Origin of the sequence: Pseudomonas thermotolerans DSM 14292 (genome assembly GCF_000364625.1) — a bacterium.
Lineage (GTDB): Bacteria > Pseudomonadota > Gammaproteobacteria > Pseudomonadales > Pseudomonadaceae > Aquipseudomonas > Aquipseudomonas thermotolerans.
Map to the genome: position 1 here is coordinate 284851 of NZ_KB822599.1, position 25812 is coordinate 310662.

Below are 25812 nucleotides of genomic sequence, written 5' to 3' on the forward strand. Positions count from 1 at the left end.
CGACAGGCGTCCGCCGGGGGCGGCGATCACTGCCTGGATTTCTCCAGGTAACGGAAGAACTCGCTCTTCGGATCCAGCACCAGCACGTCGCGCTTCTCGGCGAAGCTCTGCCGGTAGGCCTGCAGGCTGCGGTAGAAGGCGTAGAACTCCGGATCCTGGGAATAGGCCTTGGCGTAGATTTCCGCCGCCTTGGCGTCACCCTCGCCGCGGATCTCCTCGGCCTCACGGTAGGCTTCGGCGAGGATTACCCGGCGCTGCCGGTCGGCATCGGCGCGGATCCCCTCGGCCAGCTCGCGACCCTTGGCGCGGTGCTCGCGGGCCTCGCGCTCGCGCTCGGAGCTCATCCGGTCGAACACACTGCGGTTGACCTCCTTCGGCAGGTCTATGGCCTTGACCCGCACGTCGACCACCTCGATGCCCAGCTCGCGCTGCGCAGCGCTGTTCAGCGCAGCGGTGACCTGCCCCATCAGGGCATCCCGCTCGCCGGACACCGCCTCGTGCAGGGTGCGCTTGCCGAACTGGTCGCGCAGCGCCGCTTCCAGACGGCGAGCCAGGCGCTCGTCGGCGATCTGCTTGATACCCGAGGTGGCGGTGTAGTAGCGCTCGGCATCCTGCACCCGCCACTTGGCGAAGGCGTCGACCATCAGCGCTTTCTTCTCCAGCGTCAGGAAGCGCGAGGTGGAGGCGTCCAGGGTCATCAGCCGGGCGTCGAACTTGCGCACCTGATTGATGTAGGGAATCTTCACGTGCAGGCCCGGCTTGACGTCCGGCTCCACCACCTTGCCGAAGCGCAGCAGCACCGCCCGCTCGGTCTGCAGGACGATGTAGAAGCTGTTCCAGGCGACCAGCGCGACTACCACGCCGACGATCAGGGCGATCAGCGATTTGTTGCCCATCAGCGACTCTCCCTCGTGCGCAGATCACGTTGTTGCAGGTCCGAATTGACCCGCGAGCCCAGGTCGCTGCCCGCACTGGAGGGCACCACCGGGGCGGCCGCGGCACCACCGACGCGGCTGTCGATCATCTTGTCCAGCGGCAGGTAGAGCAGGTTGTTCTGCCCCTTGTCACCGGTCACCAGCACCTTGCTGGTGTTGCTCAGCATGTCCTGCATGGTTTCCAGGTACAGGCGCTCGCGGGTCACCTCCGGCGCCTTGCGGTATTCGGCGAGCAGCTTGCTGAAGCGCTCGGCCTCACCCTGGGCGCGGGCGATCACCTCGTCCCGGTAGGCGCTGGCCTCCTCGAGCAGGCGCTGAGCCTGGCCGCGGGCTTCCGGCACCACGCCGTTGGCGTAGCTTTCCGCCTGGTTCTTCTCGCGCTGCTCGTCTTCGCGGGCACGGATCACGTCGTCGAAGGCCTCCTGCACCTCGCGCGGCGCAGCGGCGCTCTGCAGGTTCACCTGGGTCACGGTGATGCCGGTACGATAGGTGTCCATGAAGCTCTGCAGGCGCTCCTTGACCTCGCTGGCCATCAGCTCGCGGCCCTGGGTCAGCACCTGGTCCATGGGGGTCGAGCCGACCACGTGGCGCACCGCGCTGTCGGTGGACTGCTGCAGGCTCAGCTCGGGTTGGTCGACGTTGAGCACGAAGTCCTTGAGGTTGCTGATCTTGTACTGCACGGTCAGCGGCACCTCGATGATGTTCTCGTCCTCGGTCAGCATCTGTCCCTGCTTGCTGTAGGCACGCTCGCGGGTGACGTTCTCCTGGAACTTCTTGTCGATCGGCGGGAAGTAGATGTTCAGGCCGGGCCCGACGGTCTCGTGGTATTCGCCGAAGCGCAGCACCACCGCCTGCTCCTGTTCGTCGACCACGTAGATGGCGCTGTACAACCAGATGGCCGCGAGCACCGCCAAGCCGATGCCCAGCACGCCGAAGCCGCCGCCGGCAGGGCGCTGGTCATCGCCGCCACCGCGTTTCTTGTTGCCGAACAGCCCGTTGAGGCTCTCCTGCAGCTTGCGGAAGGCCTCGTCCAGGTCCGGCGGACCCTTGCGATCGCCACCTCGCCGTCCACCGCCCCCCCAGGGGTCCTGATTGTTCGAGTTGCCCCCCGGCTCATTCCAAGCCATAGCGCTCTCCATACTGATCAAGCGAAAGACGCGCCACACGGCGCGCGTCCGACAATGCTACCGATGCTCGCCGCTGGCCGCAAAACCAGTACAGCAGGCTTTATTGCAAAGTGTGTTGCGCAAGGAACTCGGCCGGCTGCCAGCCTTCCCGACTGACCAGACGATTCAGCTCGACCCGCGGCAGGCGTACCGACAGCAGGCTGTCGCCCTGCTCGTCGTGCCCCTCGCTCTGCACCACGCCCATGGCGAAGAATTGCGCGCGCAATCGGCCGTAGCGCTGCGGCAAGCATAGAGTACCGACGAACAGATCCTCGCCGAGCAGCTCGGCAATCGCCTGACGGAGCAGCTCCAGGCCACGCCCGTCGCGGGCCGAAAGCCACACGCGCTGCGGCCTGCCGCTGCCGTCACGCTGGATCTGTGGCTCGACGCCGTCGAGCAGGTCGATCTTGTTGTAGACCTCGAGCAGCGGCAGCTCGTGGGCGCTGATCTCCTCGAGCACCGCGTTGACCTGCTCGATCTGCTGATCGCGCTCCGGCTCGTGGGCGTCGATCACGTGCAGCAGCAGGTCGGCATTGCTGGATTCCTCCAGGGTGGCGCGGAACGCCTCGACCAGCTTGTGCGGCAGGTGGCGGATGAAGCCCACGGTGTCGGCCAGCACCACCGGCCCTAGGTCCTCCAGCTCGAGGCGGCGCAGGGTCGGATCGAGAGTGGCGAACAGCTGGTCGGCAGCGTAGACCTCCGAGGCAGTCAGCGCGTTGAACAGGGTGGACTTGCCGGCGTTGGTGTAGCCGACCAGGGACACCGAGGGAATGTCGGCACGCTTGCGCCCGCGTCGGGCCTGCTCGCGCTGGCTGCGCACCTTCTCCAGCTTCTGCTTGATCTGGCGGATGCGCACGCGCAGCAGGCGGCGGTCGGTTTCCAGCTGGGTTTCGCCGGGACCGCGCAGGCCGATGCCGCCCTTCTGGCGCTCCAGGTGGGTCCAGCCGCGCACCAGGCGGGTGCTCATGTGCTCCAGCTGGGCCAGCTCGACCTGCAGCTTGCCCTCGTGGGTGCGCGCGCGCTGGGCGAAGATGTCGAGGATCAGCCCGGTGCGGTCGATCACCCGACATTCGAAGGCGCGCTCGAGGTTGCGTTCCTGACTGGGCGTCAGGACATGGTTGAAGATCACCAGCTCGGCTTCTTCGGCCTTGACCAGATCGCGCAGTTCCTCGACCTTGCCGCTGCCAATCAGAAACTTGGCGCTCGGCCGGTGGTGCGGGACGCTGACCAGCGCCAGCGTCTCCGCCCCAGCCGAAGTGACCAGTTCCTGGAATTCCTGCGGATCTTCGCGCACCTCGGGGTCCTGACCTTCCAGATGGACAAGGATGGCCCGCTCTCCCCCTTGGTGGCGCTCAAAGAACAAGACGGACTCCTATCAGGCGTTGCCCGGCTCGGCTTCGGACTCGCTGTCAGCCGCGCTGGGCAGGCGCACCGGGCGGCTGGGCACCACGGTGGAAATGGCGTGCTTGTAGACCATCTGGCTGACGGTGTTCTTCAGCAGGATGACGAATTGGTCGAAAGATTCGATCTGGCCCTGCAGCTTGATTCCATTGACCAGATAGATGGAAACCGGTACGCGTTCCTTACGCAGGGTATTGAGGTAAGGGTCTTGTAGCGAATGCCCTTTTGACATGTGCCGCACTCCTTTGAGGATAGTTTTTAAGAATTAAATGATATTTAGGACCGCCTCACCCCCAAGGATAGACGGCCAAAGCCGAAGTCTCAGCCCAATATGGAGACCGAGTTCAGGTATTTCAAGACACGCGGCAGATTGTCGCTGGCCAGGCTGTCCAACCAGTGTAATCCAGCCCAGCCCCGCAACCAGGTGAACTGTCGTTTGGCCAGTTGCCGGGTGGCAATGATGCCGCGCTCGACCATTTCCGCCCGAGTCAGCTTGCCATCCAGGTATTCCCACACCTGGCGATACCCCACCGCCCGCATCGACGGCAGGCCCGCATGCAGATCCCCACGACGGCGCAGGGCTTCGACCTCTTCGACGAAGCCCTGTTCCAGCATGTGCAGAAATCGTTCCGCGATGCGCTCGTGGAGGATCTGGCGCCGGGTCGGCGCTATGGCCAGCTGGGCGACAGTATACGGGAACTGGCCGGTCGCCGTCGCACCCTGCCGTGTCTGCAGGCGACGATGTTCGCTCATTGTCCGACCGCTGACCCGGTACACCTCCAGAGCGCGCACCAGTCGCTGCGGATCGTTGCGGTGGATGCGCGCCGCCGACTCCGGGTCTACCCGCGTCAGCTCGCGGTGCAGCGCCTCGAGGCCCTCGGCCGCGGCCCAGGCCTCCAGCTCGGCGCGCACCTGGGGATCGGCGCTCGGCATGTCGGCGAGGCCGTCCAGCAGGGCCTTGTAGTACAGCATGGTACCGCCGACCAGCAGCGGGATGCGCCCGCGCGCGCTGATCTCGGCCATGGCAGCCAGGGCGTCGGTGCGGAATTCGGCGGCGGAATAGCTCTCCGCCGGGTCGCGGATATCGATCAGCCGATGCGGGAACTCGGCGAGCACCGCCGGGGACGGCTTGGCGGTGCCGATGTCCATGCCGCGGTAGACCAGCGCGGAGTCCACGCTGATCAGCTCGCAGGGCAGCAGGCGTGCGAGTTCGAGCGCCAGGTCGGTCTTCCCGGAGGCGGTCGGCCCCATCAAGAAGATGGCGGGTTGGAAGGATTCAGACATCGGCAGGCCCGGGCAAACAGGGCCGGATAGTTTCCGGCCCCGCGCGGCGCCCTGCAAGGCCTAGCGGCCGCGCAGGAACAGCTTGTCGAGGTCGTCCATGCCGAGTTGGGTCCAGGTCGGCCGGCCGTGGTTGCACTGGCCACTGCGCTCGGTGCGCTCCATGTCACGCAGCAGGGCGTTCATCTCCGGGATGGTCAGGCGCCGGTTGGCGCGCACCGAGCCGTGGCAGGCCATGGTCGCCAGCAACTCGTTGAGGTGGGCCTGGATACGGTCGCTGGTGCCGTACTCCATGAGGTCGGCAAGCACGTCCTGGACCAGGCGATTGGCCTCGGCCTGCTTGAGCAGCGCCGGGATCTGGCGGATCGCCAGGGTTTCCGGGCCCAGGCGCTGCAGTTCGAAGCCGAGGCGGCGGAACCAGTCGGCGTGCTCTTCGGCGCAGTCGGCCTCGCGCTCGCTGACCGCCAGGGATTCCGGCACCAGCAGCGGCTGGCCGCTCAAGCCCTCGCTGGCCATTGCCAGCTTGAGGCGCTCGTAGGTGATGCGCTCGTGGGCCGCGTGCATGTCCACCAGCACCAGGCCGTGGCGGTTCTCAGCGAGGATGTAGATGCCCTTGAGCTGGGCCAGGGCGTAGCCGAGCGGCGGGACGTCGCCCTGTCCATCGGGCAGCGGCGCGGGCGCGGCGGACTCGGCCAAGGGCGCGAAGTACTCGCGATAAACCCCGGCCGTCTCACCCAGCGGAAGGGCGGAAGCGGCCGGGCGCGGAGCCTGATAGCCGGCGGCATGGCTGCCGCGCCAGGCCGGGGCGTCCGCAGCCGGCGCAGTTTCCAGCACGCTGGCGGCCAGGCCGATCTCTCCCTGCGGGCCGAACTCGCCGGCGGCAATGCCCGTAGGGCGGACAATCTCGGCGACCGCCGGCGGGGCAGCCAACTGGTCCTCCGGGCGCACCTCACCGAGGGCGCGGTGCAGGGTGCCGTAGAGGAAGTCGTGAACCATGCGGCTGTCGCGGAAGCGCACCTCGTGCTTGGTCGGGTGCACGTTGACGTCGACCAGCGCCGGATCCAGCTCGAGGAACAGCACGAAGGTCGGATGGCGGCCGTTGTACAGCACGTCGCGGTAGGCCTGACGCACCGCGTGGGCGACCAGTTTGTCGCGCACGCAGCGGCCGTTGACGTAGAAGTACTGCAAATCGGCCTGGCTGCGAGAGAAGGTCGGCAGGCCAACCCAGCCCCACAGACGCAGCCCGTTGCGCTCCACCTCGATGGGCAGCGCCTGCTCGAGGAAGGCGGCCCCGCACACCGCGGCGACCCGGCGCGCCTGGCTGGCGCCATCGGCGGCCTCGTGGAGGCTGAGGATGCTCTTGCCGTTGTGGCGCAGGTGGAAGGCCACGTCGAAGCGCGCCAGAGCCAAGCGCTTGACCACCTCCTGCAAATGATCGAATTCGGTCTTCTCCGAGCGCAGGAACTTGCGCCGCGCCGGGGTGTTGAAGAACAGGTCGCGCACCTCCACCGAGGTGCCCACCGGGTGGGCCGCCGGCTGCACCCGCGGCTGCATGTCGCGGCCCTCGGTCTCCACCTGCCAGGCCTGCTCGGCGTCGGCGGTGCGCGAGGTGAGGGTCAGCCGCGACACCGAGCTGATCGAGGCCAGCGCCTCGCCGCGGAAGCCCATGCTGGCCACCCGCTCGAGGTCCTCCAGATCACGGATCTTGCTTGTGGCATGGCGCGCCAGGGCCAGCGGCAGGTCCTCGGCGGCGATCCCCGAGCCGTCATCGCGCACCCGCAGCAGCTTGACGCCGCCCTGCTCGACGTCCACCTCGATGCGCCGGGCGCCGGAGTCCAGGCTGTTCTCCAGGAGTTCCTTGGCCACCGAGGCCGGGCGCTCGACCACCTCGCCGGCGGCGATCTGGTTGGCCAGCCGCGGGCTGAGCAGCTGGATGCGGGCGCCCGGGCTCATGGCTGGGCCGCCAGGGTGGTGGCGGGTATCTGCAGCACCTGGCCGATCCGGATGCTGTCGCTCTTCAGGTTGTTGGCGCTGCGCAACGCGGCCAGCGAGACGTCGTAGCGCTGGGCGATCAGCGCCAGGCTCTCGCCGGAGCTGACCACGTGCTCGCGCGGACCGGCGCTGCTCAGCCGGCCCTGGTCGCGCAGCCAAGCGATGTAGGTGCCGGGCGGCGGACTCTGCTGGAAGAACTGCTTGACCCCGGTGGTGATCGCCCGGGCCAGGGCCTGCTGATGGCTGGCGCTGGCCAGCTTCTGGGACTCGTTGTGGTTGGAGATGAACCCGGTCTCCACGAGAATCGACGGAATGTCCGGGGACTTCAGCACCATGAAACCGGCCTGCTCGACGCGCCGCTTGTGCAGTGGGGTGATGCGCCCCATGTTGGACAGCACCTTCTGACCGACGTCCAGGCTGGAGGCCAGCGAGGCGGTCATGGACAGATCGAGCAGCACCCCGGCGAGCACCCGGTCCTTGTCGTCCAGGCTGACGGTGCCGACCCCGCCGATCAGGTCGGAGCGGTTCTCGTTGTCGGCCAGCCAGCGGGCGGTCTCCGAAGTGGCGCCACGCTCCGAGAGGGCGAACACCGAGGCACCGAAGGCGCTGCGGTTGGGCGCGGCGTCGGCGTGGATGGAGACGAACAGGTCGGCGCCCTTCTTGCGGGCTATCTCGGTGCGCTTGCGCAGCGGGATGAAGTAGTCGCCGGTGCGCACAAGCTCGCCGCGGAAGCCCTTCTCGCGGTTGATCTGCCGCTGCAGCTCCTTGGCGATGGCCAGGGTGAGGCTCTTCTCGTGCTGCCCCTTGGGCCCGATGGCTCCGGGGTCCTCGCCGCCGTGGCCGGCGTCGATGGCGATGACGATGTCGCGCTTGCCGGCCGGCAGGGCGGTTGCCGTGCGCGGCGCCGTCGTCTGGGTCGGGGTGACCGGCACCGTCGGCTTGCTGGCCGCGCTGCCGGCCGGCAGGGCCGGGGCGCTGTCGGCGCCCTGGTCGAACAGGTCGATCACCAGGCGGTCGCCGTATTGCTGGTTGGGCGCCAGACTGAAGCTCTTCGGGGTGACCGGCGCGGACAGATCGATCACCACGCGCAGCTCGTCGGGGCTGCGCTGGGCGGAGCGCACGCCGGTGATCGGGGTGTTGCTCAGCGCCAGTTGGTCGAGACGGGTGGCCAGCTGCGCGCCGTTGACGTCGATGACGATACGGTGTGGCGCGGTCAGAGTGAACAGATTGTGCTGCACCGGACCGGACAGGTCGAAGACCAGCCGCGTGTTGTCCGGCGCACGCCAGAGGCGGACCCCCTTGACCTGAACGGCAGCGAGCACATCCGCTGCCAGGGCCAGCAGCAGCAGTCCCACCCCAAACGCCCGCGCGCGAATGCGCATAGAAATCCCCACTGGTTATTGATGATGCCGTTGCTGCCCTGCCTGCAGAGCGGCGCACCAGGCTTCACCTCGTGGGCCATGTGGCGCCAGATGCAGCGAACGGCCGCCTCCATGGGCGCCAATGGTAATGGTCAGGTCCGGCTTTGGCAAAACGCCGGCGCCGCGTTGCGGCCATTCGATCAGGCACAGGGCGTCGCCCTCGAAGTAGTCGCGAATGCCAAGAAATTCCAGCTCCTCGGGATCGACCAGGCGGTACAGGTCGAAGTGGTAGATGCGCCGGCCGTCCAGCTCGTAGGGCTCGACCAGGGTGAAGGTCGGGCTCTTCACCGCGCCCTGATGGCCGAAGCCACGGATCAGCCCGCGCGACAGGGTGGTCTTGCCCATCCCCAGGTCGCCGAGAAGGAAGATCACCCCGCGACCGCCGGTCGCCTCGGCCAGGCGTGCGCCGAACTCAAGCATGGCCGCCTCGTCGGCGGCGTAGAAGGTCAGGCCAGACATGGGCTGTGAGCCTCCAGCAGCTCGCGGATCACCGGAATCAGGTCGCTGGCGGCCAGACCGCGGCCCTGGGCGCCGAGCCGCTCGCCGGCACTGGCATGCAGCCAGACTGCCAGACAGGCGGCGGCGTAGCCATCCAGACCCTGGGCGCGCAGGGCGCCGATCAGCCCGGCCAGAACGTCGCCCAGCCCGGCACCGGCCATCGCCGGATGGCCGCGGTCGCAGAGCGCCAGCCGGCCGTCCGGGGCGGCCACCAGGCTGCCGGCGCCCTTGAGCACCGCCACCGCCCGGTAGCGCTCGGCCAGGGCCAGGGCGGCGGCGGCGCGATCGGCCTGCACCTCGGCGCTGGAGCAGCCGAGCAGGCGCGCCGCCTCGCCCGGGTGCGGAGTGATCACCAGCTCGGCCGGAGCCTTCACCTCGCCGGCGGCCAGCAGGTTGAGGGCATCGGCGTCCCACACCTGGGCACGGTCGCTGGCCGCCGCCACCGACAGCAGGCTGCGCCCCCAGGCGGCCTGGCCGAGACCGGGACCGACCACCAGCACGTCGGCGCGGGCGACCAACCCCGGCAACTGGTAGGTGGAGGCCACGCCCTGCACCATCACCTCGGGCAGCCGCGCCAGAGCGGCGCTGACGTGCTCCTCGCGTGTCGCCAGGGACACCAGCCCGGCACCGGCGCGCAGGGCGCTCTGCGCGCTGAGCAGGGCGGCGCCGCCCAGGCCGCGGTCGCCGCCGATCACCAGCAGGTGGCCGAACTGGCCCTTGTGGGCGCAGCGCGGACGGGCTGCCAGGCGCGGCAGGGCATCCCCGGCCAGCCGCCAGGCCTTGGCCGGTTGCTCGGCGACCAGCGCCGGATCAGCCTGCAAGTCGGCGAACCGCAACGCACCAACCCGCTCCGGACCGACGCCGCTGAACAGGCCGAACTTGAGCCCGATGAAGGTCACCGTAAGATCCGCGCGTACCGCCACGCCCAGCTCGCGGCCGGTGTCGGCGCACAGCCCGGAAGGGATGTCGATGGCCAGCACCGGGAGACCGCTGGCGTTGACCTGGCGGATCGCCTGGGCGAAGGGCTCGCGCACCGCGCCGGTCAGGCCGGTGCCGAGCAGGGCATCCACCAGCACCCCTTCGAGGACCGCGCATTCGCTCCAGGGGCGCACCGCCACCCCGGCCTGCCGCGCCTCGGCATGGGCCGCGGCGGCATCGCCAGCGAGCCGGCCAGGGTCGCCGACCGCCAGCACCTGCACTCGCCAGCCGGCGCGCTGCGCCAGGGCGGCCACCAGGTATCCGTCGCCGGCGTTGTTGCCGTGCCCGGCGAGCACGGTCAGCGCACCGGCCTCCGGCCAGCGCTGGCGCAGGGCACGCCAGGAGGCGTGGGCGGCCCGCTGCATGAGTTCGAAACCCGGGGTTCCGGCGGCGATCAGGCGGGCGTCCAGCTCGCGCACCTGGGCGGCGGAATACAGGGGCAGGGGAAGGTCGTCGGCTGAGGTCGGCATGCGTCGGCTCCAATGTCTGGCAGAATTATACCCACCCCTCTCCGGTTTCCGCCCAGCATGCCCCAGCCCGCCCCGCCCCGCGCCGACCTCGATCTCGCCACCCTCGCCCAGTCGATCAAGGACTGGGGCCGCGAGCTGGGCTTCCAGCAGGTCGGCATCGCCGGGATCGACCTGCCCCGCCACGAGGAGCACCTGCAGCGCTGGCTGGCCGCCGGCTACCAGGGCGAGATGGACTACCTGGCGACGCACGGCAGCAAGCGCTCGCGGCCGGCCGAGCTGCGCCCCGGCACCCTGCGGGTGGTCTCGCTACGCATGGACTACCTGCCCGCCGATCCCCAGATGGCCCGACGCCTGGGCGAGCCCGAGAAGGCCTACGTGTCGCGCTACGCCCTGGGCCGCGACTACCACAAGCTGGTGCGCCCGCGCCTCCAGCAGTTGGCCGACCGTATCCAGGCGCAGATCGGACCGTTCGGCTACCGCGCCTACGTGGACAGCGGCCCGGTGCTGGAAAAGGCCCTCGGCGAGCAGGCCGCGTTGGGCTGGATCGGCAAGAACACCCTGCTGCTCAACCGCCATGCCGGCAGCTTCTTCTTTCTCGGCGAGCTGTTCGTCGACCTGCCCCTGCCGGTGGACGGCCCCTACCAGGGCGAGCACTGCGGACGCTGCACGGCCTGCCTGGAGGCCTGCCCGACCCAGGCCTTCGTCGCCCCCTATGTGCTGGATGCGCGGCGCTGCATCTCCTATCTGACCATCGAGCTGAAGGGGGCGATCCCCCTGGAGCTGCGCCCACTGATCGGCAACCGGGTGTTCGGCTGCGACGACTGCCAGATCGTCTGCCCCTGGAACCGCTTCGCCCGCCCCAGCCCGGAGAGCGACTTCCAGCCGCGTCAGGGCCTGGACAACATCACCCTAGCCGAGCTGTTCCTGTGGAGCGAGGAGGAGTTCCTGGCGCGCACCGAGGGCTCGCCGCTGCGTCGCGCCGGCTACGAGCGCTGGCTCCGCAACCTGGCGGTGGGGCTGGGCAACGCGCCGACCACCATCCCGGTGCTGGAGGCCCTGGAGGCACGCCGCGCGCATCCCTCGGCGCTGGTCCGCGAACACGTGGCCTGGGCGCTGCGGCGCCACGGTCGCTGACTGAACGGGTCCGCGGACAAGCCTGACCCCTGCCGCAGGCAGGGCGCTCAAACCTTGAGGAAGTGCTCGCGGTAGTGACGCAGCTCGGCGATGGACTCGCGGATATCGTCCAGGGCCAGGTGGCTGTTCTTCTTCTGGAAGCTTTCCTTGATCTGGGGTGCCCAGCGCTCGGCGAGGATCTTCAGGGTCGAGACGTCCAGGTAGCGGTAGTGGAAGTAGGCTTCCAGCCTGGGCATGTAGCGATAGAGGAAGCGGCGGTCCTGGCCGATGCTGTTGCCGCAGATCGGCGACTTGCCGGCCGGCACCCACTGCTCGAGGAAGGCCAGAGTCAGCGCCTCGGCCTCGGCTGTGTCGATGCGGCTGTCGCGGACCCGCTGGAGCAGGCCGCTCTGCCCGTGGGTGCGGGTGTTCCACTCGTCCATCCCGGCGAGCACCTCCTCGCTCTGGTGCACGGCGATCACCGGGCCTTCGGCGAGAATGTTGAGCTCGCTGTCGGTGACGATGGTGGCGATCTCGAGGATGCGGTCGCGTTCGGGATCGAGACCGGTCATTTCCAGGTCGATCCAGATCAGGTTGAGGGGGTTCTGCATGGCGTGCTCCTAGGCTGAGGTGCGCAGTGTAGCCCAGCCGGGCGACGCTGGCGCAGCGTGCTAAACTCGCCGCCGCCAAACCTGCACATCTCCAGAGGCATCGACCGGAACCCGCATGGCCAAACGCCAACTCAACCGCCGCCAGAGCTGGCGCATCGAAAAGATCCAGAGCGAACGCGCCGCCCGCGCCGCCAGGCGCGAGTCCCAGGCCCTCGCGGCCTTGGAGGGCGGCGACCTGGGGCCCGAGCAGTATGGTCTGGTGATCGCCCATTTCGGCGTGACGGTTGAGGTGGAAGCCGAGGATGGCGGCGCCATCCACCGCTGCCACCTGCGTGCCAACCTGCCGCCACTGGTCACCGGCGACCGCGTGGTGTGGCGCGCCGGCAACCAGGCCAACGGAGTGATCGTCGCCCAGCTGCCGCGGCGCAGCGAGCTGTGCCGCCCGGACCAGCGCGGTCAGCTGAAACCCGTGGCGGCCAACGTCGATCAGATCGTCATCGTCTTCGCGCCGCGCCCGGAGCCCCATGCCAACCTGATCGACCGCTACCTGGTGGCCGCCGAGCACGCCGGAATCCGCCCGCTGCTGCTGCTCAACAAGGCCGACCTGATCGACGACGCCAACGCCGCGAGCATCGACGCCCTGCTGGACACCTACCGCCAGCTCGGCTACCCGCTGCTCGAGGTCTCGGCGCACCAGGGCAGCGGCATGCAGGAGCTGCAGGCACGCCTCGACGGCCACGTCAGCGTGTTCGTCGGGCAGTCCGGGGTGGGCAAGTCGTCGCTGGTCAACAGTCTGCTGCCGGGGGTGGACACCCGCGTCGGTGCGCTGTCCGAACTGACCGGCAAGGGCACCCACACCACCACTACGGCACGGCTGTTCCACTTCCCCGGCGGCGGCGAGCTGATCGACTCGCCGGGGATCCGCGAATTCGCTCTGAGCCACGTCAGCCGCCAGGACGTCGAGGACGGCTTCATCGAGTTCCGCGCACTGCTCGGCCGCTGCCGCTTCCGCGACTGCCGCCACGAGCAGGAACCCGGCTGCGCGCTGCTCGCCGCCCTAGCGGACGGGCGCATCCACCCGCAGCGCATGGCCAGCTACCGGCACATCGTCGCCAGCCTGCCGGAGACCGAGTACTAGAACTTAGCGCTGCAGCCTGAGCGGCCCGTCGTCGAAGACGTTGAGGCGCTGCGGCAGCGCCTCGGCTGGCACCGCCGACTGGGGCGCCGGCGGCTCGGCCTGCGGCACGCCGGCGCCCTGCCCGCTCTCGATGGCGCGCTGCGCCTTGCGAGTCAGCACGATGATGTCGATGCGCCGGTTCACCGGGTTGAACGGGTCCTTGCGATCGAATAGCGCTGAGGAGGCGTAGCCGACCACCCGCGCCACCTGCTCTTCCGGATAGCCGCCCACCTCCAGGGTACGCCGCGCGGCGTTGGCGCGCGCCGCGGAGAGCTCCCAGTTGCCGTACTCGCCGTGCCCGGCGAAGGGCTTGGCGTCGGTGTGACCGCTGATGCTGATCTTGTTCGGCACCGCCTTGATGGTGTCGACCATGGCCAGCAGGATGTCCTCGAAGTAGGGCTGCAGACGCGCGCTGCCGAGATCGAACATCGGCCGGTTCTCGGCGTCCATGATCTGGATGCGCAGGCCGTCCTGGGTGATCTCCAGGAGGATCTGGTCCTTGAAGCGCTGCAGCTGCGGATTCTCGTCGATCTTGTTCTGCAGCTCCTGGAGCAGCAGCTCGAGGCGCTCCTGCTCGAGACGGTCGGCGATGTCCTCGGCCTGCTCGGGGGACAGCTTGCTGCGGTCCTGGTCGTCGGGGAGGTTCTGCACCTCCGGGTTGAGGGTCTTGTCCGGCGCCGGGGTCGGCGTGCCGCCCAGGTCGATGACGTAGGGGCTGGCGCTCTCTGTGTAGCCCACCGGGTCTTGGAAGTAGCCGGCGATGGCCTTCTTCTGCTCCGGGGTGGCCGAGGACAGCAGCCAGAGCACCAGGAAGAAGGCCATCATCGCCGTGGCGAAGTCAGCGAAGGCGATCTTCCAGGATCCCCCGTGGTGCCCGGTGGCGTAGCGCTTGGCGCGCTTGATGATGATCGGCTGGTTGTTGTCCATCGCAGCGACCGTCAGCTACCGCGCATGGCCTGATCGAGCTCGCTGAAGCTGGGCCGGTGGGCCGGCAGCAGCACCTTGCGGCCGAACTCCACCGCCAGGGTCGGCGGCATCCCGGAGGCGGAGGCCACCAGGCAGGCCTTGATCGCCTCGAACAGATTCAGCTCCTCGCGGGCGTCGTGCTCCAGGGCCTGTGACAGCGGACCGACGAAGCCGTAGGCAGCGAGGATGCCGAGGAAGGTGCCGACCAGCGCGGCGCCGACGTGCTGGCCGATGGCCGCCTGCTCCGCCTCGCCGAGCATGGCCATGGTCACCACGATGCCAAGCACCGCGGCGACGATGCCGAAGCCGGGCAGGCCGTCGGCGACCCGCGACACTGCGTGGGCCGGATGCTCCAACTCCTCCTTGAGGCTTGCCAGCTCCATGTCGAACAGCCCCTCCAGCTCGTGGGGCGCCATGTTGCCGGAGGACATGATGCGCAGGTAGTCGCAGATGAACGCGGTCATCCGCGCGTCCTTGAGGACGCTCGGGTACTTGCTGAAGATCGGGCTGGACTGCGGCTCTTCGATATCCGCCTCGACCGCCATCATCCCCTCGCGGCGGCTCTTGTTTAGTATCTCGTAGAGCAGCCGCAGGACTTCCAGGTAGAAGCCGCGGGTGAAGCGCGAGCCGAACAGGCGCAGCGCCTTGCTGAACACCTGCTTGGTGGTGCTTCCGGGGTTGGCCTGCAGGAAGGCGCCGAACGCCGCCCCGCCGATGATCATCACCTCGAAGGGCTGGATAAGAGCACCGAGCTTGCCGTGAGAGAGGAGGTATCCGCCGAGCACGCTGGCGAATACGACGATGATGCCGAGGATTTTTGCCATGGAAATTAAGAGTCGCTGGTGGAGGGGCTGGGTACGCCGCCCTTCTCTTTATCGGAAGATGTGCGCCAGACTATAGGCTGGCCGGCCGAAAATCCATTCAGCGCACTCGATAACCGCAATGCAGACGCCTTCTCTTCACGGTCTGGACGCCTGGGTCAGGGAACTGGATCGCGTTCGACTACCGCTAACCGCCGACCTGCGCAGCCACCTCAGACTCCTGCTCCACGACAGTCGCCGCTCGCTGCGCGACCTCGCCGAACAGGTGCAACGCAGCCCCGTCGCCACCCTCGCCCTGATTCGCGAGGCCAACCGCCACACCGGCCAGCAGGGCCAGCCGGCGGCCACCCTGGAAGTGGCGCTCCATCGCCTCGGCCTGCACCGCAGCGCCGAGCTGCTCGCCCACCTGCCGGTCTGCGAGACACAGGCCATGCCGCGGGCCCTGCGCCAGCTGCTGCTGATCAGCCGACACGCCGTACACCAGGCCGAGGGGCTGTTCGCACTGCGCCTGGCCCGCCTCTGGCAGGAGGTGCACTGCGCCAGCCTGCTGCTGCTTTCGCCCTTCTGGCCGCTGGCCGCTGCCCATCCGCAGTTGCTGGAGGAGTGGGAACAGCGCGTGCTCGGCCACGGCGAGCCGGCCACGAAGGTGGAGCACCAGTTGTTCGGCGTCACGCTGCTGCAGCTGGCCGGACATCTCGCCGAACTCTGGCGCCTGCCCGAGTGGGTCGGCCACTGCTACCGCCTGCTGGAGAGCGACCGCCGCCTGCTGGTCAAGGCCCTGCGCAACGCCCGCGACAGCGCACACCCACTGAACCAGCAGCAGCGCCTCGACGCCGATCCATCGCTGCGCCGCTGGCTGACCCAGCCGGCCAACAGCGTACTGCTGGCCAACAGCCTGGCGCTCTCCGCCCACGTCGGCTGGGGCTGCGAACACAGCCTGCGTTGGCAGCGACTGACCGCCCTGCACCTGCGACTGCCGCTGCCCGAGGTGCAGCAGCACAGCCACCAGTTGGCCGCCCACAGCGCCCGCCAGTTGGACCCGCAGGATCTCTGGCATCCGGCGGTTGCCCTGCTCTGGCCCTGGGCCGACAGCCACCTGCGTCCGCCCGAGCACCAGGCGCCACCGCCGAAGACCCTGCCAGAGTGGCGCCGGCACTGCACCGAGCTGCTCCGCGAGCCCAGCCCCTTCCTCAACGTGGTGCAACTCACCGCCTGCGCCCGCGACGCGCTGAACGCCTGCGGCCTGCCGCGGGTGCTGATGCTCCTCGCCGACCGCCAGCGCGCGCGCCTGCGCGGCCAGCAGGCCAGCGGCCTGAACGGCGCCGGCATCGGCCTGGAGCTGGACCCGGCGCCCAGCCCACTGCTGCGCCGGCTGCTCGACAAGCCCGCCCAACTGCGCCTCAGCCCGGCCAACATGGCGCAGTACTCGGCGCTGCTACCCGGCCCGCTGAAAGCCCTGTTCCCCAGCGAACACCTGCTGCTGCGCTCCCTGGCCCACCACGGTCGGGTGGTCATGCTGCTGGTCGCCGACCGCGAGGGACTGGCACTGGACGACTTCCACGTGCAGGCCTTCGACAAGACCGCTCTCTGCATCGAGCGGGCGCTGGCCCACTTCATCAGCCGCAAGGGCTGAAGGCCGAGGCGGCTTCCGGCAAGCCGCCACCCGCCAGTTCCGCTACAATCCGCACTTTTCCCGTTGCCGGAGGCCATTCCATGTCTGCCTTCTCCGACCTGCCGCTGGTGATCGAGCCGGCCGACCTGGCCAGCCGCCTGGACGCGCCCGAGCTGATCCTGGTCGACCTGACCAGCGCCACCCGCTACGCCGAGGGGCACCTCCCCGGCGCCCGCTTCGTCGATCCCAAGCGCACCCAGTGGGGTCAGCCGCCGGCCCCCGGCCTGCTACCCGAGCGCGCCCGGCTGGAGGCGCTGTTCGGCGAACTCGGCCATCGCCCGGAGGCCGTCTACGTGGTCTACGACGACGAGGGCGGCGGCTGGGCCGGGCGCTTCATCTGGCTGCTCGACGTGATCGGCCACGCCCGCTGCCACTACCTGAACGGCGGCCTGCACGCCTGGCTGGCCGACGGCCGCGCCTTGGACACCGCCGTCCCCGCCCCGGCCGGCGGCCCGCTGCCGCTGACCCTGCACGAGGCGCCGACCGCCAGCCGCGAGTACCTGCTGTCGCGCCTCGGCGCCGCCGACCTCGCCATCTGGGACGCCCGCTCGCCGGCCGAATACCGCGGCGAGAAGGTGCTCGCCGCCAAGGGCGGACACATTCCCGGCGCGGTGAACTTCGAATGGACCGCCGGCATGGACCCGGCCCGCGCCCTGCGCATCCGCGCCGACATGGCCGAGGTGCTCGCCGGCCTGGGCATCACCCCGGACAAGGAGGTGATCACCCACTGCCAGACCCATCACCGCTCCGGTTTCACCTACCTGGTGGCCAAGGCCCTCGGCTATCCGCGGGTCAAGGGCTACGCCGGTTCCTGGTCCGAATGGGGCAACCACCCCGACACCCCCGTGGAGAGCTGATCGATGTCCCTGCAAGAACGCCTGTTCCTGCTCGCCCAGTACCTGCTGCCGCACCACCTGCTGTCGCGGCTGGTCGGCCTGGCCGCCGAGTGCCGCGTGCCCTGGTTCAAGAACCGCCTGATCGGCTGGTTCGCCCGCCGCTACCGGGTCGACATGAGCGAGGCGCAGGTCGAGGATCTACACGCCTATGAACACTTCAACGCCTTCTTCACCCGTGCCCTGAAGGACGGCGCGCGGCCGCTGGAGGCAGCCCCCGACGCGGTGCTCTGCCCGGCCGACGGCGCCATCAGCCAGCTCGGCCGCATCGAGCACGGGCGCATCTTCCAGGCCAAGGGGCACAGCTTCAGCGCCGTCGAGCTGCTCGGCGGCGATGCCGAGCGCGCCGCGCCCTTCCTGGGCGGCAGTTTCGCCACCGTCTATCTGTCGCCACGCGACTACCACCGCGTGCACATGCCGCTGGCCGGCACCCTGCGCGAGATGGTCTACGTGCCGGGCCGGCTGTTCTCGGTCAACCAGCTGACCGCAGAGAACGTCCCCGAGCTGTTCGCCCGCAACGAGCGGGTGGTCTGCCTGTTCGACACTGAGCGCGGGCCCATGGCCGTGGTGCTGGTCGGCGCGATGATCGTCGCCTCCATCGAGACCGTCTGGGCCGGCCTGGTCACCCCGCCGAAGCGCGCCCTGAAGAGTTTCCGCTACGACGCCGCGGCCCGCGCGCCCATCCACCTGGAGAAAGGCGCCGAGCTGGGCCGCTTCAAGCTCGGCTCCACGGCCATCGTGCTGTTCGGTCCCGAGCAGGTGGAGTGGGCTGAGGAACTGGCCGCCGGCAGCCCGGTACGCATGGGCCAGCGCCTGGGCAGCAGCCTCGACGGCGCGGCCTGACGACGGCTGACGGGCACGGGCATGCTCCGCCCGTCCCGCCAGCCAATGGGACGGCTGCCACAGTCGGCGGACACTGTTAAAGTGTCATCGCACTCTGCAGCGTCTCCCCTTTCTTCGTTGGCGTACCGGCCCCCGCGGATAACGAGATACATGGACAAACAGACCCACCACCTGCTGTTGCGCGTCCCCACCCCCGACAAGCACAGCCTTTCCTGCTGTGAACCCTCACCCCGGGATCTCAAGCTGTGGATCGCCGGCCTGCCGAAGGCCAACCTGGGAGAGACCGCCCGCCAGCTCTATCAGTGCCTGATCGAGGTCAACCAGCTGGTCACCCCGCCGGACAACCGCCTCAAGCTGCTGGAACTGCTGCGCGTCGAAGTGCACTTCATCTGCCACCACCTGGAACGCCACTTCCTCAACCAGGCCATCGTCCTCGACGAACGCCCGCGCAAGATCGCCAACCTCTGCCAGGCCCTGCAGAACCACCTCGCCGCCGGCTACAAGCTGATCATCACCCAGGACCTGCCGCAGGCCTCGGCGCGGGAGCGCCGCCGCGAGCGTAACGAGCGTCTGGTGGTCGCCCTGCAGCGCGCCACCTACGCCCTGTGCGGTCCGCTGGTCCGCGCCAACCAGCTGTACTGCCCGGTCCCCGAGGGGCTCTGGCTGGAACTCCACCAGCTCTACCAGATCGCCCACGCGCGCCGCCTGCACCGCCTGGTGGTACGCGACCCTCTGGCCCACGTCGCGGGACTGAGCGTCGAGCAGACCTACCTGATCGCCCTGCTGCTCGGCTGCTCGCGCTGCAACCAGATGCGCCAGAACAGCATTGCCCGCCTCGCCGAAGCGCTTGAGGCCTGGACCTCGCTGGCCCATCTGCAGGACGCCGACGCGCCGGGCAGCATCTTCGTGGTGACCCCGCAAGTGGACGGCCCGCCGCGCTACAAGACGCTCAGTCAGGGCAGCGACCAGCACGGCCTGCTCGGCCTAAACCCGCTGCCGCTGGTGGACGCCATCCGCGAATACCTGCTGCTCCCCGCTGCCGAGCGCGGCCAGGCCCGCCTGCCGGTGCCGGAAGGCTTCAGCCTCGACCTGCTGCAGCACCTCGCCTCGGCCTGGGGGGATATCGCCGAGCGCACCTTCCAGCGCACCCCGGGCCAGGGCAGCCTGACCCTGTGCATCGGCATGAGCGCGCTGCACTACTACCTGGCCGGCGGCAAGACCTTCAGCGAAGTGCTCCGGCGTCCCGAGGAAGCCAAGAGCGCGGTGTTCGACACCAGCGCCCCGCGCACCAAGGACATCTGGAACGGCGCCTTCGACGCTCAGCCCGGCCGGGACCACGACCAGATCTACGAGGAAATCCAGTACGTCCGCCCCGGCGAGGAGCGCCATCCGCAGAAGACCGAGAGCTACCCCACCTACGAGCTGGCGATCGTCAACCACAGCCCCGGCGGGTACTGTCTCAAATGGCCTAAGGAAGTGCCCAGCCAGCTGCAGGCCGGCGAACTGCTCGGCATCCAGGACAGCCCCGAGCAGCCCTGGTGCATCGCCATCGTGCGCTGGATCCGCCAGGTGCGCGGCGGTGGCACCCAGATGGGCATCGAACTGATCGCCCCGCACGCCCAGCCCTGCGGCCTGCAGTTGCTGCGCAAGGACGAACAGAACAGCTGCTTCCTGCGCGCCCTGCTGCTCCCGGAGATCAGCGCCATCTCCCGCCCGGCGACCCTGCTGGCCCCGCGCCTGCCCTTCCAGGAAGGCAACAAGGTGGTGATCAACCTCAACGGCGAGGAACGCCAGGCGGTTCTCAGCCGCAAGCAGACCGGCAACAGCAGCTTCAACCAGTTCGAATATCGCCTGGTGGAGCAGTTCGCCCAGGATCCAGGGAAGCCCGTCACAACGTCGGCAAGCGGGAAGATCGGCGGCGAGGAAGACTTTGACTCCCTCTGGAAGTCTCTGTAGATTCCAGCCCATTGCCATTCGTCGCCTTTTTGCGCACGTTCGGCGCGTCCCGCCGTCTTTCAAGCACACGCCATGGGCATTGAAAAGAAAACCATCCGCCTGCTGATTCTCGAGGACTCGCAGAACGAGGCGGAGCGCCTCGTCAGCCTGTTCCGCAACGCCGGGCACGCCACCCGGGTGCACCGTCTCACTTCCAGCGACGACCTCGCCGAAGCCCTGCAGCAGAGCTGGGACCTGCTCATCGCCGCGCCGAGCAGCGAGCACCTCGAGCCCAGCGAGGCGATCGCCGCGATCCGTCGCCAGGCCAAGGACATCCCGGTGATCCAGCTGGTCGCCGGCAACGACTCCGACGCCATCACCGAGGCCCTGACCCTGGGCGCCCAGGACGCCCTGCCCCAGGGCGAGGACGAGCGACTGATCCTGGTCGCCAAGCGCGAGCTGGCCAACCTCGAGGAACGCCGCGCCCGGCGCGCCGCCGAGGTGGCCCTGCGCGAAGCGGAGAAGCGCTGCCAGCTGCTCCTCGACAGCTCGGTGGACGCCATCACCTACGTCCACGACGGCATGCACATCTACGCCAACCGCGCCTACCTGCAACTTTTCGGCTACGAGGATGCCGACGAGCTGGAAGGCATGCCGATGATCGACCTGATCGGCGCCGCCGACCAGAGTAAGTTCAAGGACTTCCTGAAGGCCTACCAACAGGACGGCGAAGGCCACGCCGAGCTGACCTGCACCGGGGTCAAGGCCGACGGACAGAGCTTCGAAGCGCGGATGAGCTTCTCGCCGGCCAGCTACGACAGCGAGCCCTGCATCCAGGTGGTGATCCGCGCGGGGAGCGACAACGCCGAGCTGGAGGAGAAGCTGCGCGAGATCAGTTGCCAGGACCTGGTCACCGGGCTGTTCAACCGTCCCCATTTCCTCGAGCTGCTGGACGCCGCCGCGGAACGCGCGGTCAACGCCGGCCAACCGGCCACCCTGGCCTACATCCGCCTCGACCGCTACCAGCCGCTGCTCGCCGAGATCGGCCTGGCAGGCATCGACTTGCTGCTCGCCGACCTGGCCACCCTGCTGCGCGCCCACTTCCCAGCCGACGCCCAGCTGGCGCGCTTCGGCGACGACGTGTTCACCGTCCTGCAGCCGGGCATCGCCCCGGAGCAGGCGCTGGACGGTCTCAACGCCCTGCTCAAGAAGGTCGAGGGCCATCTGTTCGACGTCGCCGGGCGCACCGCTCAGACCACCCTGAGCATCGGCGTGGCGGGCATCAACGAGACCAGCGCCAAGGTCCAGGAGGTGGTCGACCGCGCCCACCGCTGCGCCGACGAGTTGAAAGGCGGCAACGCCCTGAAGCTCTACGACCCGACCGACGAACTGGCTGCCGCGGCCAGTCGCGGCAACGTGCTGGCCATGGTTCAGCACGCCCTGGAGACCAATGGTTTCCGCCTGCTGTTCCAGCCGATCATCAGCCTGCGCGGCGACAGCAACGAGTACTACGAGGTGCTGCTGCGCCTGCTCAACCCGCAGGGCGAGGAGATCGCCCCCGGCGAGTTCCTCGGCGCTGCCCAGGACGCAGGGCTGGCCGAGAAGATCGACCGCTGGGTGATCCTCAACGCCATCAAGCTGCTCGCCGACCACCGCGCCAAGGGCCACAACACCTGCCTGTTCCTCCACCTGTCCAGCGCCAGCCTGCAGGACCAGACCCTGCTGCCCTGGCTCAGCGTGGCGCTCAAGGCCGCCCGACTGCCCTCCGACGCGCTGATCTTCCAGATCAGCGAGCCGGACGCCACCACCTACCTGAAACAGGCCAAGGCACTCACCCAAGGCCTCAGCGAGCTGCACTGCAAGGTGGCGCTCAGCCAGTTCGGCTGCGCGCTGAACCCCTTCAACACCCTCAAGCACCTGAACGTCGACTTCGTGAAGGTGGACGGCTCCTTCTCCCAGGACCTTTCCAGCCCGGAGAGCCAGGAGGCGCTGAAGACCCTGCTGGCCAGCCTGCACGCCCAGGCCAAGCTGACCATCGTGCCCTTCGTGGAAAGCGCCAGCGTACTGGCCACCCTCTGGCAGGCCGGGGTCAACTACATTCAGGGCTACTACCTGCAGGGGCCGAGTCAGGCCATGGACTACGACTTCTCGGTGGGCGACGAATAAGCGCCCCGACAACGAAAGAAGCCGCCCGAGGGCGGCTTCTTCATGTCCGGTATCCCATCCTGGATAAGCTTTCCACCCAGCAGGCCGAGTCTCGGAGCGCAAAACGCCCGATGCACCGCATCGGGCGTTTCGTGTTTCAGAGCCTAGCGAGGGCGCTCAGACCAGACCGTCGCGGTCTCGATGGCCGAGCAGGTAGAGGATGCCGTCCAGGCCCAGGGTGGAGATCGCCTGCTTGGCCGACTGCTTGACCAGCGGTTTGGCACGGAAGGCCACGCCAAGACCTGCCAGGCCGAGCATCGGCAGGTCGTTGGCGCCGTCGCCCACGGCGATGGTCTGCTCCAGCTGCAGCCCTTCCCGGGCGGCCAGCTCACGCAACAGGTCGGCCTTGCGCTGGGCATCGACGATCGGCTCCACGGCCACCCCGGTGACCTTGCCGTCGACGATCTGCAGCTCGTTGGCATAGACGTAGTCGATGCCGAGCTTCTGCTGCAGCTTGCGGGCGAAATAGGTGAAGCCGCCGGAGAGGATCGCGGTCTTGTAGCCCAGGCGCTTGAGCTCGGCGAACAGCGTCTCGGCGCCCTCGGTGAGGCGCAGGCCGGCGGCGATATCCTCCAACACGTCCTCGGAGAGCCCCTTGAGCAGCGCCAGGCGCTCCTTGAAACTGGCGCGGAAGTCCAGCTCGCCGCGCATCGCCCGCTCGGTGATCGCCGCCACCTGGTCGCCCACCCCGGCGGCCTTGGCCAGCTCGTCGATCACCTCGGCCTCGATCAGCGTCGAGTCCATGTCGAACACCGCCAGGCGGCGGTTGCGGCGGAAGATGGTGTCCTGCTGGAAGGCGATGTCGACGCTGAGCTCCTGGGCCACGCTGAGGAACTCGGCGCGCAGGGCCGCCGGGTCGGCCGGCTCGCCACGCACCGAGAACTCGATGCAGCCCTTGCTCATCTCGTCCGGGGTGTCCAGGGGGATACGTCCGGACAGGCGGTCGATGTGGTCGATGTTCAGCCCGTACTTGGCGGTGATCGAGCTGACCCTGTGCAGCTGCTCGGCGGTGACCCTCCGGGTCAGCAGGGTGACGATGTGCCGGGGCTTGCCCTGTCCAGCCACCCATTGCTGGTAGTCGGCCTCGGATACCGGGGTGAAACGCACCTGCTGATCCAGCTTGTAGGCGGTGAACAGTACGTCCTTGAGCACCGCGGAGGCTTCCTGGGTGTGCGGGATCTCCACCAGGATGCCGAACGACAGGGTGTCGTGGATCACCGCCTGGCCGATGTCGAGGATGTTCGCGCCGCCCCGGGCCAGCACACCGGTGATGGCGGCGGTGAGGCCCGGACGGTCCTCACCGGTGATGTTGATCAGAACGATTTCGCGCAAGGCGCAACCCTCGCTGTGTAAAAGACCGGCATTCTACCCCCTTTCCCCGCCGGGAGGGCACGCCCGGCGCTTTGCCGCCCCCAGGCCGCTCGTTATACTGCGCGGCAACTCCACTCCTAGAAGAATCGCGCTCTGTGAACCAGCCTGCGCCCGTCAAGCCTGACAATTTTTTCCTGCTGATCTTCCACGCCCTGCGCCAGCGCCGCGTGCCCATTGCCCTGCGGATCGCCAGCCACAGCCTGGTTCTGGTGGCCCTGGCCCTGGCCATCTATGCGCTGGTGATGGGCCTGCAGTTCAAGCAGGCCATGCAGCAGCAGGCCGACGCCCTCGGCCAGGCGCTGACCGCGCAGACCGCCGCCTCGGCCACCGAGCTACTGGTGTCCAACGACATCCTCAGCCTCAACGTGCTGCTCAACAACCTGGCGAAGAACCCGCTGGTCGCCCACGCGGCCATCTACAGCGTGGATAACCGCATCCTCGCCGAGGCCGGCAGCCGGCCCAAGCAGAGCCTGCTCGGCGAAACCGACGGACTGTTCTCCACCCCCATCACCTTCCAGGAAGTGATCGCCGGGCACCTGCGCATCAGCCTGGACATGACCCAGTTCCAGCAGCCGATGACCATCAGCCTGCAGAGCATGGGCCTGCTCAGCCTGATCCTGCTGGCCCTGACCCTGTCCCTCAGCCTGCGCCTCGGTCGCCAGCTGTCCACCCCGCTGCTGCAGCTGCGCCTGTGGCTGCGCGATCCGGACGACCCGGCGCCGGCCGCCGGTCGCCAGGACGAGATCGGCGACCTGGCTCGCCAGCTGCAGGCCCGCCTGGTGCCGGAGAAGCCAGCCCCCGTCGAGCCCGAGCACCCGGAGGATGACGAGGAGTTCCTGGTCGACGACCCGGCCGTCCAGGCGCCCAGCGAACGGCCGGCCGCCGCGCCCTTTCAGGTCCGCGACCTGGCCGACCCACGCTTCGACGGCCCGGGGCTCGATGAGGATGACTACGCTCCGCCGAGCCGGCGCACCAGCATCGACGAAGACGATCCCTTCGCCGACCTGCGCGAGCCGCTGCTCGACGAGGAGCCGGCGTCCACTCCCGCCACGCCGCCGCGCGTGCCGCAGTACAGCGCGGTGCTTGCCATCCAGCTGGGCGCCCAGGAACAGCTGCGCCGACTGCCGCGCAGCCGTCTGATGGAGCTCCTGGAGCGCTACCGCGACTGCCTGGAGCAGGCCGCCACCCTGTACAAGGCCGACCTGCACACCCTCAACGACGGCAGCAGCCTGATGCTGTTCCACAGCCAGACCAGCGGCGAGGATTACCTTACCCACGCGGTATGCTGCGGCGAGCTGATGCGCGCCCTCGGCCACGCCCTGCAGGTGGAGGTGGCCGACAGCGGCATCACCCTGCAGCTGCAGCTCGGCCTGACCCACGGCGACGACCTGCAGGGCCTCAGCCAGGGCGAGCTGCTGCTCGACGACACCACCCAGGACGCCCTGGCGCTGTCCCAGCACAGCCGCAACCTGCTGCTGGTGGAGCGCAGCATCGGCGACGATACGCTGCTGCGCCAGCGGGCGCGCATCCGCACCATCGCCAGCCCGGAAGGCGCCTGCTGCGTGGAGCGCCTGCTGGAGCCCTACCCCTCGCTGCTGGAGCGCCAGCTGACCCGCATGCACGAGACGCGCTGAAACGCGCCAGACAGGCAACCGCTATTATGCACCACAAGCACATGACGGCCTGCCTGTCATGTGCTCTCCTCTCTAGATGGCCAACCATCACCCAAAACTTGCCTCTTTAGCTAAAGCACTTGCATACCGAAAAGGTGATTTCGCATCGCTAGAAAAACGCGAGAATGAGCTTCTTCATGCCTTAGGGATGGTCTGAAGTAGCTCCGCATTTCTGGCTGACTTCAGACCTCGCTGTTTTTTGAAGCGGTCCATCGATCAAAAACTGCTCAGATCGACTACTTATGTAGGGCTTTTAGCCGCTACGCGTACCCCGTAGCGGCTATTCGCCGTGTTACAGGCGCACCTCTCCTGTGTTCGCGAGTAAATGCCGCCGCGCCATCCACAGATTCGACAGCGCAAACAGCGTAATCAGTTGTGCGGTGTTCTTGG

Annotated in this window: 21 protein-coding genes; 8 read left to right on the forward strand and 13 right to left on the reverse strand. The window is 68.5% G+C overall.

The genetic code is table 11. From position 1 onward, the window contains the following. Positions 1-26: 26 nt before the first annotated feature. The 9 genes from hflC to H165_RS0101445 form a co-directional block, all read right to left on the reverse strand. On the reverse strand, positions 27-896 hold the full coding sequence (hflC, locus tag H165_RS0101405) for a protease modulator HflC (protein WP_017937109.1): 870 nt from the start codon (positions 894-896) through the stop codon (positions 27-29). Continuing rightward, the gene (gene hflK, locus H165_RS0101410; RefSeq protein ID WP_017937110.1) at positions 896-2062 is read right to left on the reverse strand and encodes an FtsH protease activity modulator HflK; all 1167 of its coding nucleotides are present in this window, start codon (positions 2060-2062) and stop codon (positions 896-898) included. Before hflK ends, hflC begins: the two co-directional genes overlap by 1 nt. A gap of 100 nt (positions 2063-2162) precedes the next feature. Then, on the reverse strand, positions 2163-3464 hold the full coding sequence (gene hflX / locus H165_RS0101415; RefSeq protein ID WP_017937111.1) for a ribosome rescue GTPase HflX: 1302 nt from the start codon (positions 3462-3464) through the stop codon (positions 2163-2165). Between the two features lie 12 nt (positions 3465-3476). Further along, positions 3477-3734, reverse strand: a complete 258-nt coding sequence (gene hfq, locus H165_RS0101420; RefSeq protein WP_017937112.1) for an RNA chaperone Hfq — start codon at positions 3732-3734, stop codon at positions 3477-3479. 89 nt (positions 3735-3823) lie between these two features. Further along, entirely contained in the window at positions 3824-4786 is a 963-nt protein-coding gene (gene miaA, locus H165_RS0101425; RefSeq protein ID WP_017937113.1) for a tRNA (adenosine(37)-N6)-dimethylallyltransferase MiaA, read from the reverse strand. Positions 4787-4846: 60 nt separating this feature from the next. After that, positions 4847-6736, reverse strand: a complete 1890-nt coding sequence (gene mutL / locus H165_RS0101430) for a DNA mismatch repair endonuclease MutL (protein ID WP_017937114.1) — start codon at positions 6734-6736, stop codon at positions 4847-4849. Further along, positions 6733-8169 carry an N-acetylmuramoyl-L-alanine amidase gene (locus H165_RS0101435; protein ID WP_155943568.1) on the reverse strand — a complete coding sequence of 479 codons (1437 nt, stop codon included), beginning with the start codon at positions 8167-8169 and terminating at the stop codon, positions 6733-6735. Before H165_RS0101435 ends, mutL begins: the two co-directional genes overlap by 4 nt. Before the next feature lie 3 nt (positions 8170-8172). Beyond that, entirely contained in the window at positions 8173-8655 is a 483-nt protein-coding gene (gene tsaE / locus H165_RS0101440) for a tRNA (adenosine(37)-N6)-threonylcarbamoyltransferase complex ATPase subunit type 1 TsaE (protein WP_017937116.1), read from the reverse strand. Further along, positions 8643-10142, reverse strand: coding sequence for an NAD(P)H-hydrate dehydratase (locus tag H165_RS0101445; RefSeq protein ID WP_017937117.1), 1500 nt, complete (start codon positions 10140-10142; stop codon positions 8643-8645). Before H165_RS0101445 ends, tsaE begins: the two co-directional genes overlap by 13 nt. Positions 10143-10199: 57 nt before the next feature. Between H165_RS0101445 and queG the strand changes: the two genes are divergently transcribed. Beyond that, the gene (gene queG, locus H165_RS0101450; protein WP_017937118.1) at positions 10200-11276 is read left to right on the forward strand and encodes a tRNA epoxyqueuosine(34) reductase QueG; all 1077 of its coding nucleotides are present in this window, start codon (positions 10200-10202) and stop codon (positions 11274-11276) included. 47 nt (positions 11277-11323) lie between these two features. On the opposite strand, the gene orn is transcribed toward queG, so the two are convergent. After that, entirely contained in the window at positions 11324-11866 is a 543-nt protein-coding gene (orn, locus tag H165_RS0101455) for an oligoribonuclease (protein WP_017937119.1), read from the reverse strand. 115 nt (positions 11867-11981) lie between these two features. Between orn and rsgA the strand changes: the two genes are divergently transcribed. Beyond that, on the forward strand, positions 11982-13004 hold the full coding sequence (gene rsgA / locus H165_RS0101460) for a small ribosomal subunit biogenesis GTPase RsgA (protein WP_017937120.1): 1023 nt from the start codon (positions 11982-11984) through the stop codon (positions 13002-13004). A gap of 3 nt (positions 13005-13007) precedes the next feature. Here rsgA and motB read toward each other — a convergent pair whose 3' ends face one another. Both motB and motA read right to left on the reverse strand, forming a co-directional pair. Beyond that, a complete protein-coding gene (gene motB, locus H165_RS0101465) occupies positions 13008-13970 on the reverse strand; it encodes a flagellar motor protein MotB (RefSeq protein ID WP_017937121.1) in 963 nt (320 codons plus the stop codon). An 11-nt stretch (positions 13971-13981) separates the two neighbouring features. Next, positions 13982-14833, reverse strand: coding sequence for a flagellar motor stator protein MotA (motA, locus tag H165_RS0101470; protein WP_017937122.1), 852 nt, complete (start codon positions 14831-14833; stop codon positions 13982-13984). 118 nt (positions 14834-14951) lie between these two features. Here motA and H165_RS0101475 point away from each other — a divergent pair, with 118 nt between their 5' ends. From H165_RS0101475 to H165_RS0101495, 5 genes are all read left to right on the forward strand, one after another. Then, the gene (locus tag H165_RS0101475; RefSeq protein WP_017937123.1) at positions 14952-16463 is read left to right on the forward strand and encodes an HDOD domain-containing protein; all 1512 of its coding nucleotides are present in this window, start codon (positions 14952-14954) and stop codon (positions 16461-16463) included. An 80-nt stretch (positions 16464-16543) separates the two neighbouring features. After that, positions 16544-17359, forward strand: coding sequence for a thiosulfate sulfurtransferase (gene rhdA / locus H165_RS0101480; protein ID WP_017937124.1), 816 nt, complete (start codon positions 16544-16546; stop codon positions 17357-17359). Between the two features lie 3 nt (positions 17360-17362). After that, positions 17363-18238 carry an archaetidylserine decarboxylase gene (asd, locus tag H165_RS0101485; protein WP_017937125.1) on the forward strand — a complete coding sequence of 292 codons (876 nt, stop codon included), beginning with the start codon at positions 17363-17365 and terminating at the stop codon, positions 18236-18238. A gap of 150 nt (positions 18239-18388) precedes the next feature. Continuing rightward, the gene (locus H165_RS0101490) at positions 18389-20194 is read left to right on the forward strand and encodes a hypothetical protein (RefSeq protein WP_017937126.1); all 1806 of its coding nucleotides are present in this window, start codon (positions 18389-18391) and stop codon (positions 20192-20194) included. Between the two features lie 72 nt (positions 20195-20266). Continuing rightward, complete coding sequence (locus H165_RS0101495; RefSeq protein ID WP_017937127.1) at positions 20267-22339, forward strand: GGDEF/EAL domain-containing response regulator; 2073 nt, start codon at positions 20267-20269, stop codon at positions 22337-22339. A 156-nt stretch (positions 22340-22495) separates the two neighbouring features. On the opposite strand, the gene serB is transcribed toward H165_RS0101495, so the two are convergent. Next, positions 22496-23710, reverse strand: a complete 1215-nt coding sequence (gene serB / locus H165_RS0101500; RefSeq protein WP_017937128.1) for a phosphoserine phosphatase SerB — start codon at positions 23708-23710, stop codon at positions 22496-22498. A 134-nt stretch (positions 23711-23844) separates the two neighbouring features. Between serB and H165_RS0101505 the strand changes: the two genes are divergently transcribed. Beyond that, positions 23845-25383, forward strand: coding sequence for an AhpA/YtjB family protein (locus tag H165_RS0101505; RefSeq protein WP_017937129.1), 1539 nt, complete (start codon positions 23845-23847; stop codon positions 25381-25383). Positions 25384-25812: the final 429 nt, after the last annotated feature.

Coding starts and splice junctions, on each gene's coding strand:
- hflC (WP_017937109.1), bottom strand. CDS start 896: ATGGGCAACAAATCGCTGATCGCCCTGATCGTCGGCGTGGTAGTCGCG.
- hflK (WP_017937110.1), bottom strand. CDS start 2,062: ATGGCTTGGAATGAGCCGGGGGGCAACTCGAACAATCAGGACCCCTGG.
- hfq (WP_017937112.1), bottom strand. CDS start 3,734: ATGTCAAAAGGGCATTCGCTACAAGACCCTTACCTCAATACCCTGCGT.
- miaA (WP_017937113.1), bottom strand. CDS start 4,786: ATGTCTGAATCCTTCCAACCCGCCATCTTCTTGATGGGGCCGACCGCC.
- mutL (WP_017937114.1), bottom strand. CDS start 6,736: ATGAGCCCGGGCGCCCGCATCCAGCTGCTCAGCCCGCGGCTGGCCAAC.
- tsaE (WP_017937116.1), bottom strand. CDS start 8,655: ATGTCTGGCCTGACCTTCTACGCCGCCGACGAGGCGGCCATGCTTGAG.
- H165_RS0101445 (WP_017937117.1), bottom strand. CDS start 10,142: ATGCCGACCTCAGCCGACGACCTTCCCCTGCCCCTGTATTCCGCCGCC.
- queG (WP_017937118.1), top strand. CDS start 10,200: ATGCCCCAGCCCGCCCCGCCCCGCGCCGACCTCGATCTCGCCACCCTC.
- orn (WP_017937119.1), bottom strand. CDS start 11,866: ATGCAGAACCCCCTCAACCTGATCTGGATCGACCTGGAAATGACCGGT.
- rsgA (WP_017937120.1), top strand. CDS start 11,982: ATGGCCAAACGCCAACTCAACCGCCGCCAGAGCTGGCGCATCGAAAAG.
- motB (WP_017937121.1), bottom strand. CDS start 13,970: ATGGACAACAACCAGCCGATCATCATCAAGCGCGCCAAGCGCTACGCC.
- motA (WP_017937122.1), bottom strand. CDS start 14,833: ATGGCAAAAATCCTCGGCATCATCGTCGTATTCGCCAGCGTGCTCGGC.
- H165_RS0101475 (WP_017937123.1), top strand. CDS start 14,952: ATGCAGACGCCTTCTCTTCACGGTCTGGACGCCTGGGTCAGGGAACTG.
- rhdA (WP_017937124.1), top strand. CDS start 16,544: ATGTCTGCCTTCTCCGACCTGCCGCTGGTGATCGAGCCGGCCGACCTG.
- asd (WP_017937125.1), top strand. CDS start 17,363: ATGTCCCTGCAAGAACGCCTGTTCCTGCTCGCCCAGTACCTGCTGCCG.
- H165_RS0101490 (WP_017937126.1), top strand. CDS start 18,389: ATGGACAAACAGACCCACCACCTGCTGTTGCGCGTCCCCACCCCCGAC.
- H165_RS0101495 (WP_017937127.1), top strand. CDS start 20,267: ATGGGCATTGAAAAGAAAACCATCCGCCTGCTGATTCTCGAGGACTCG.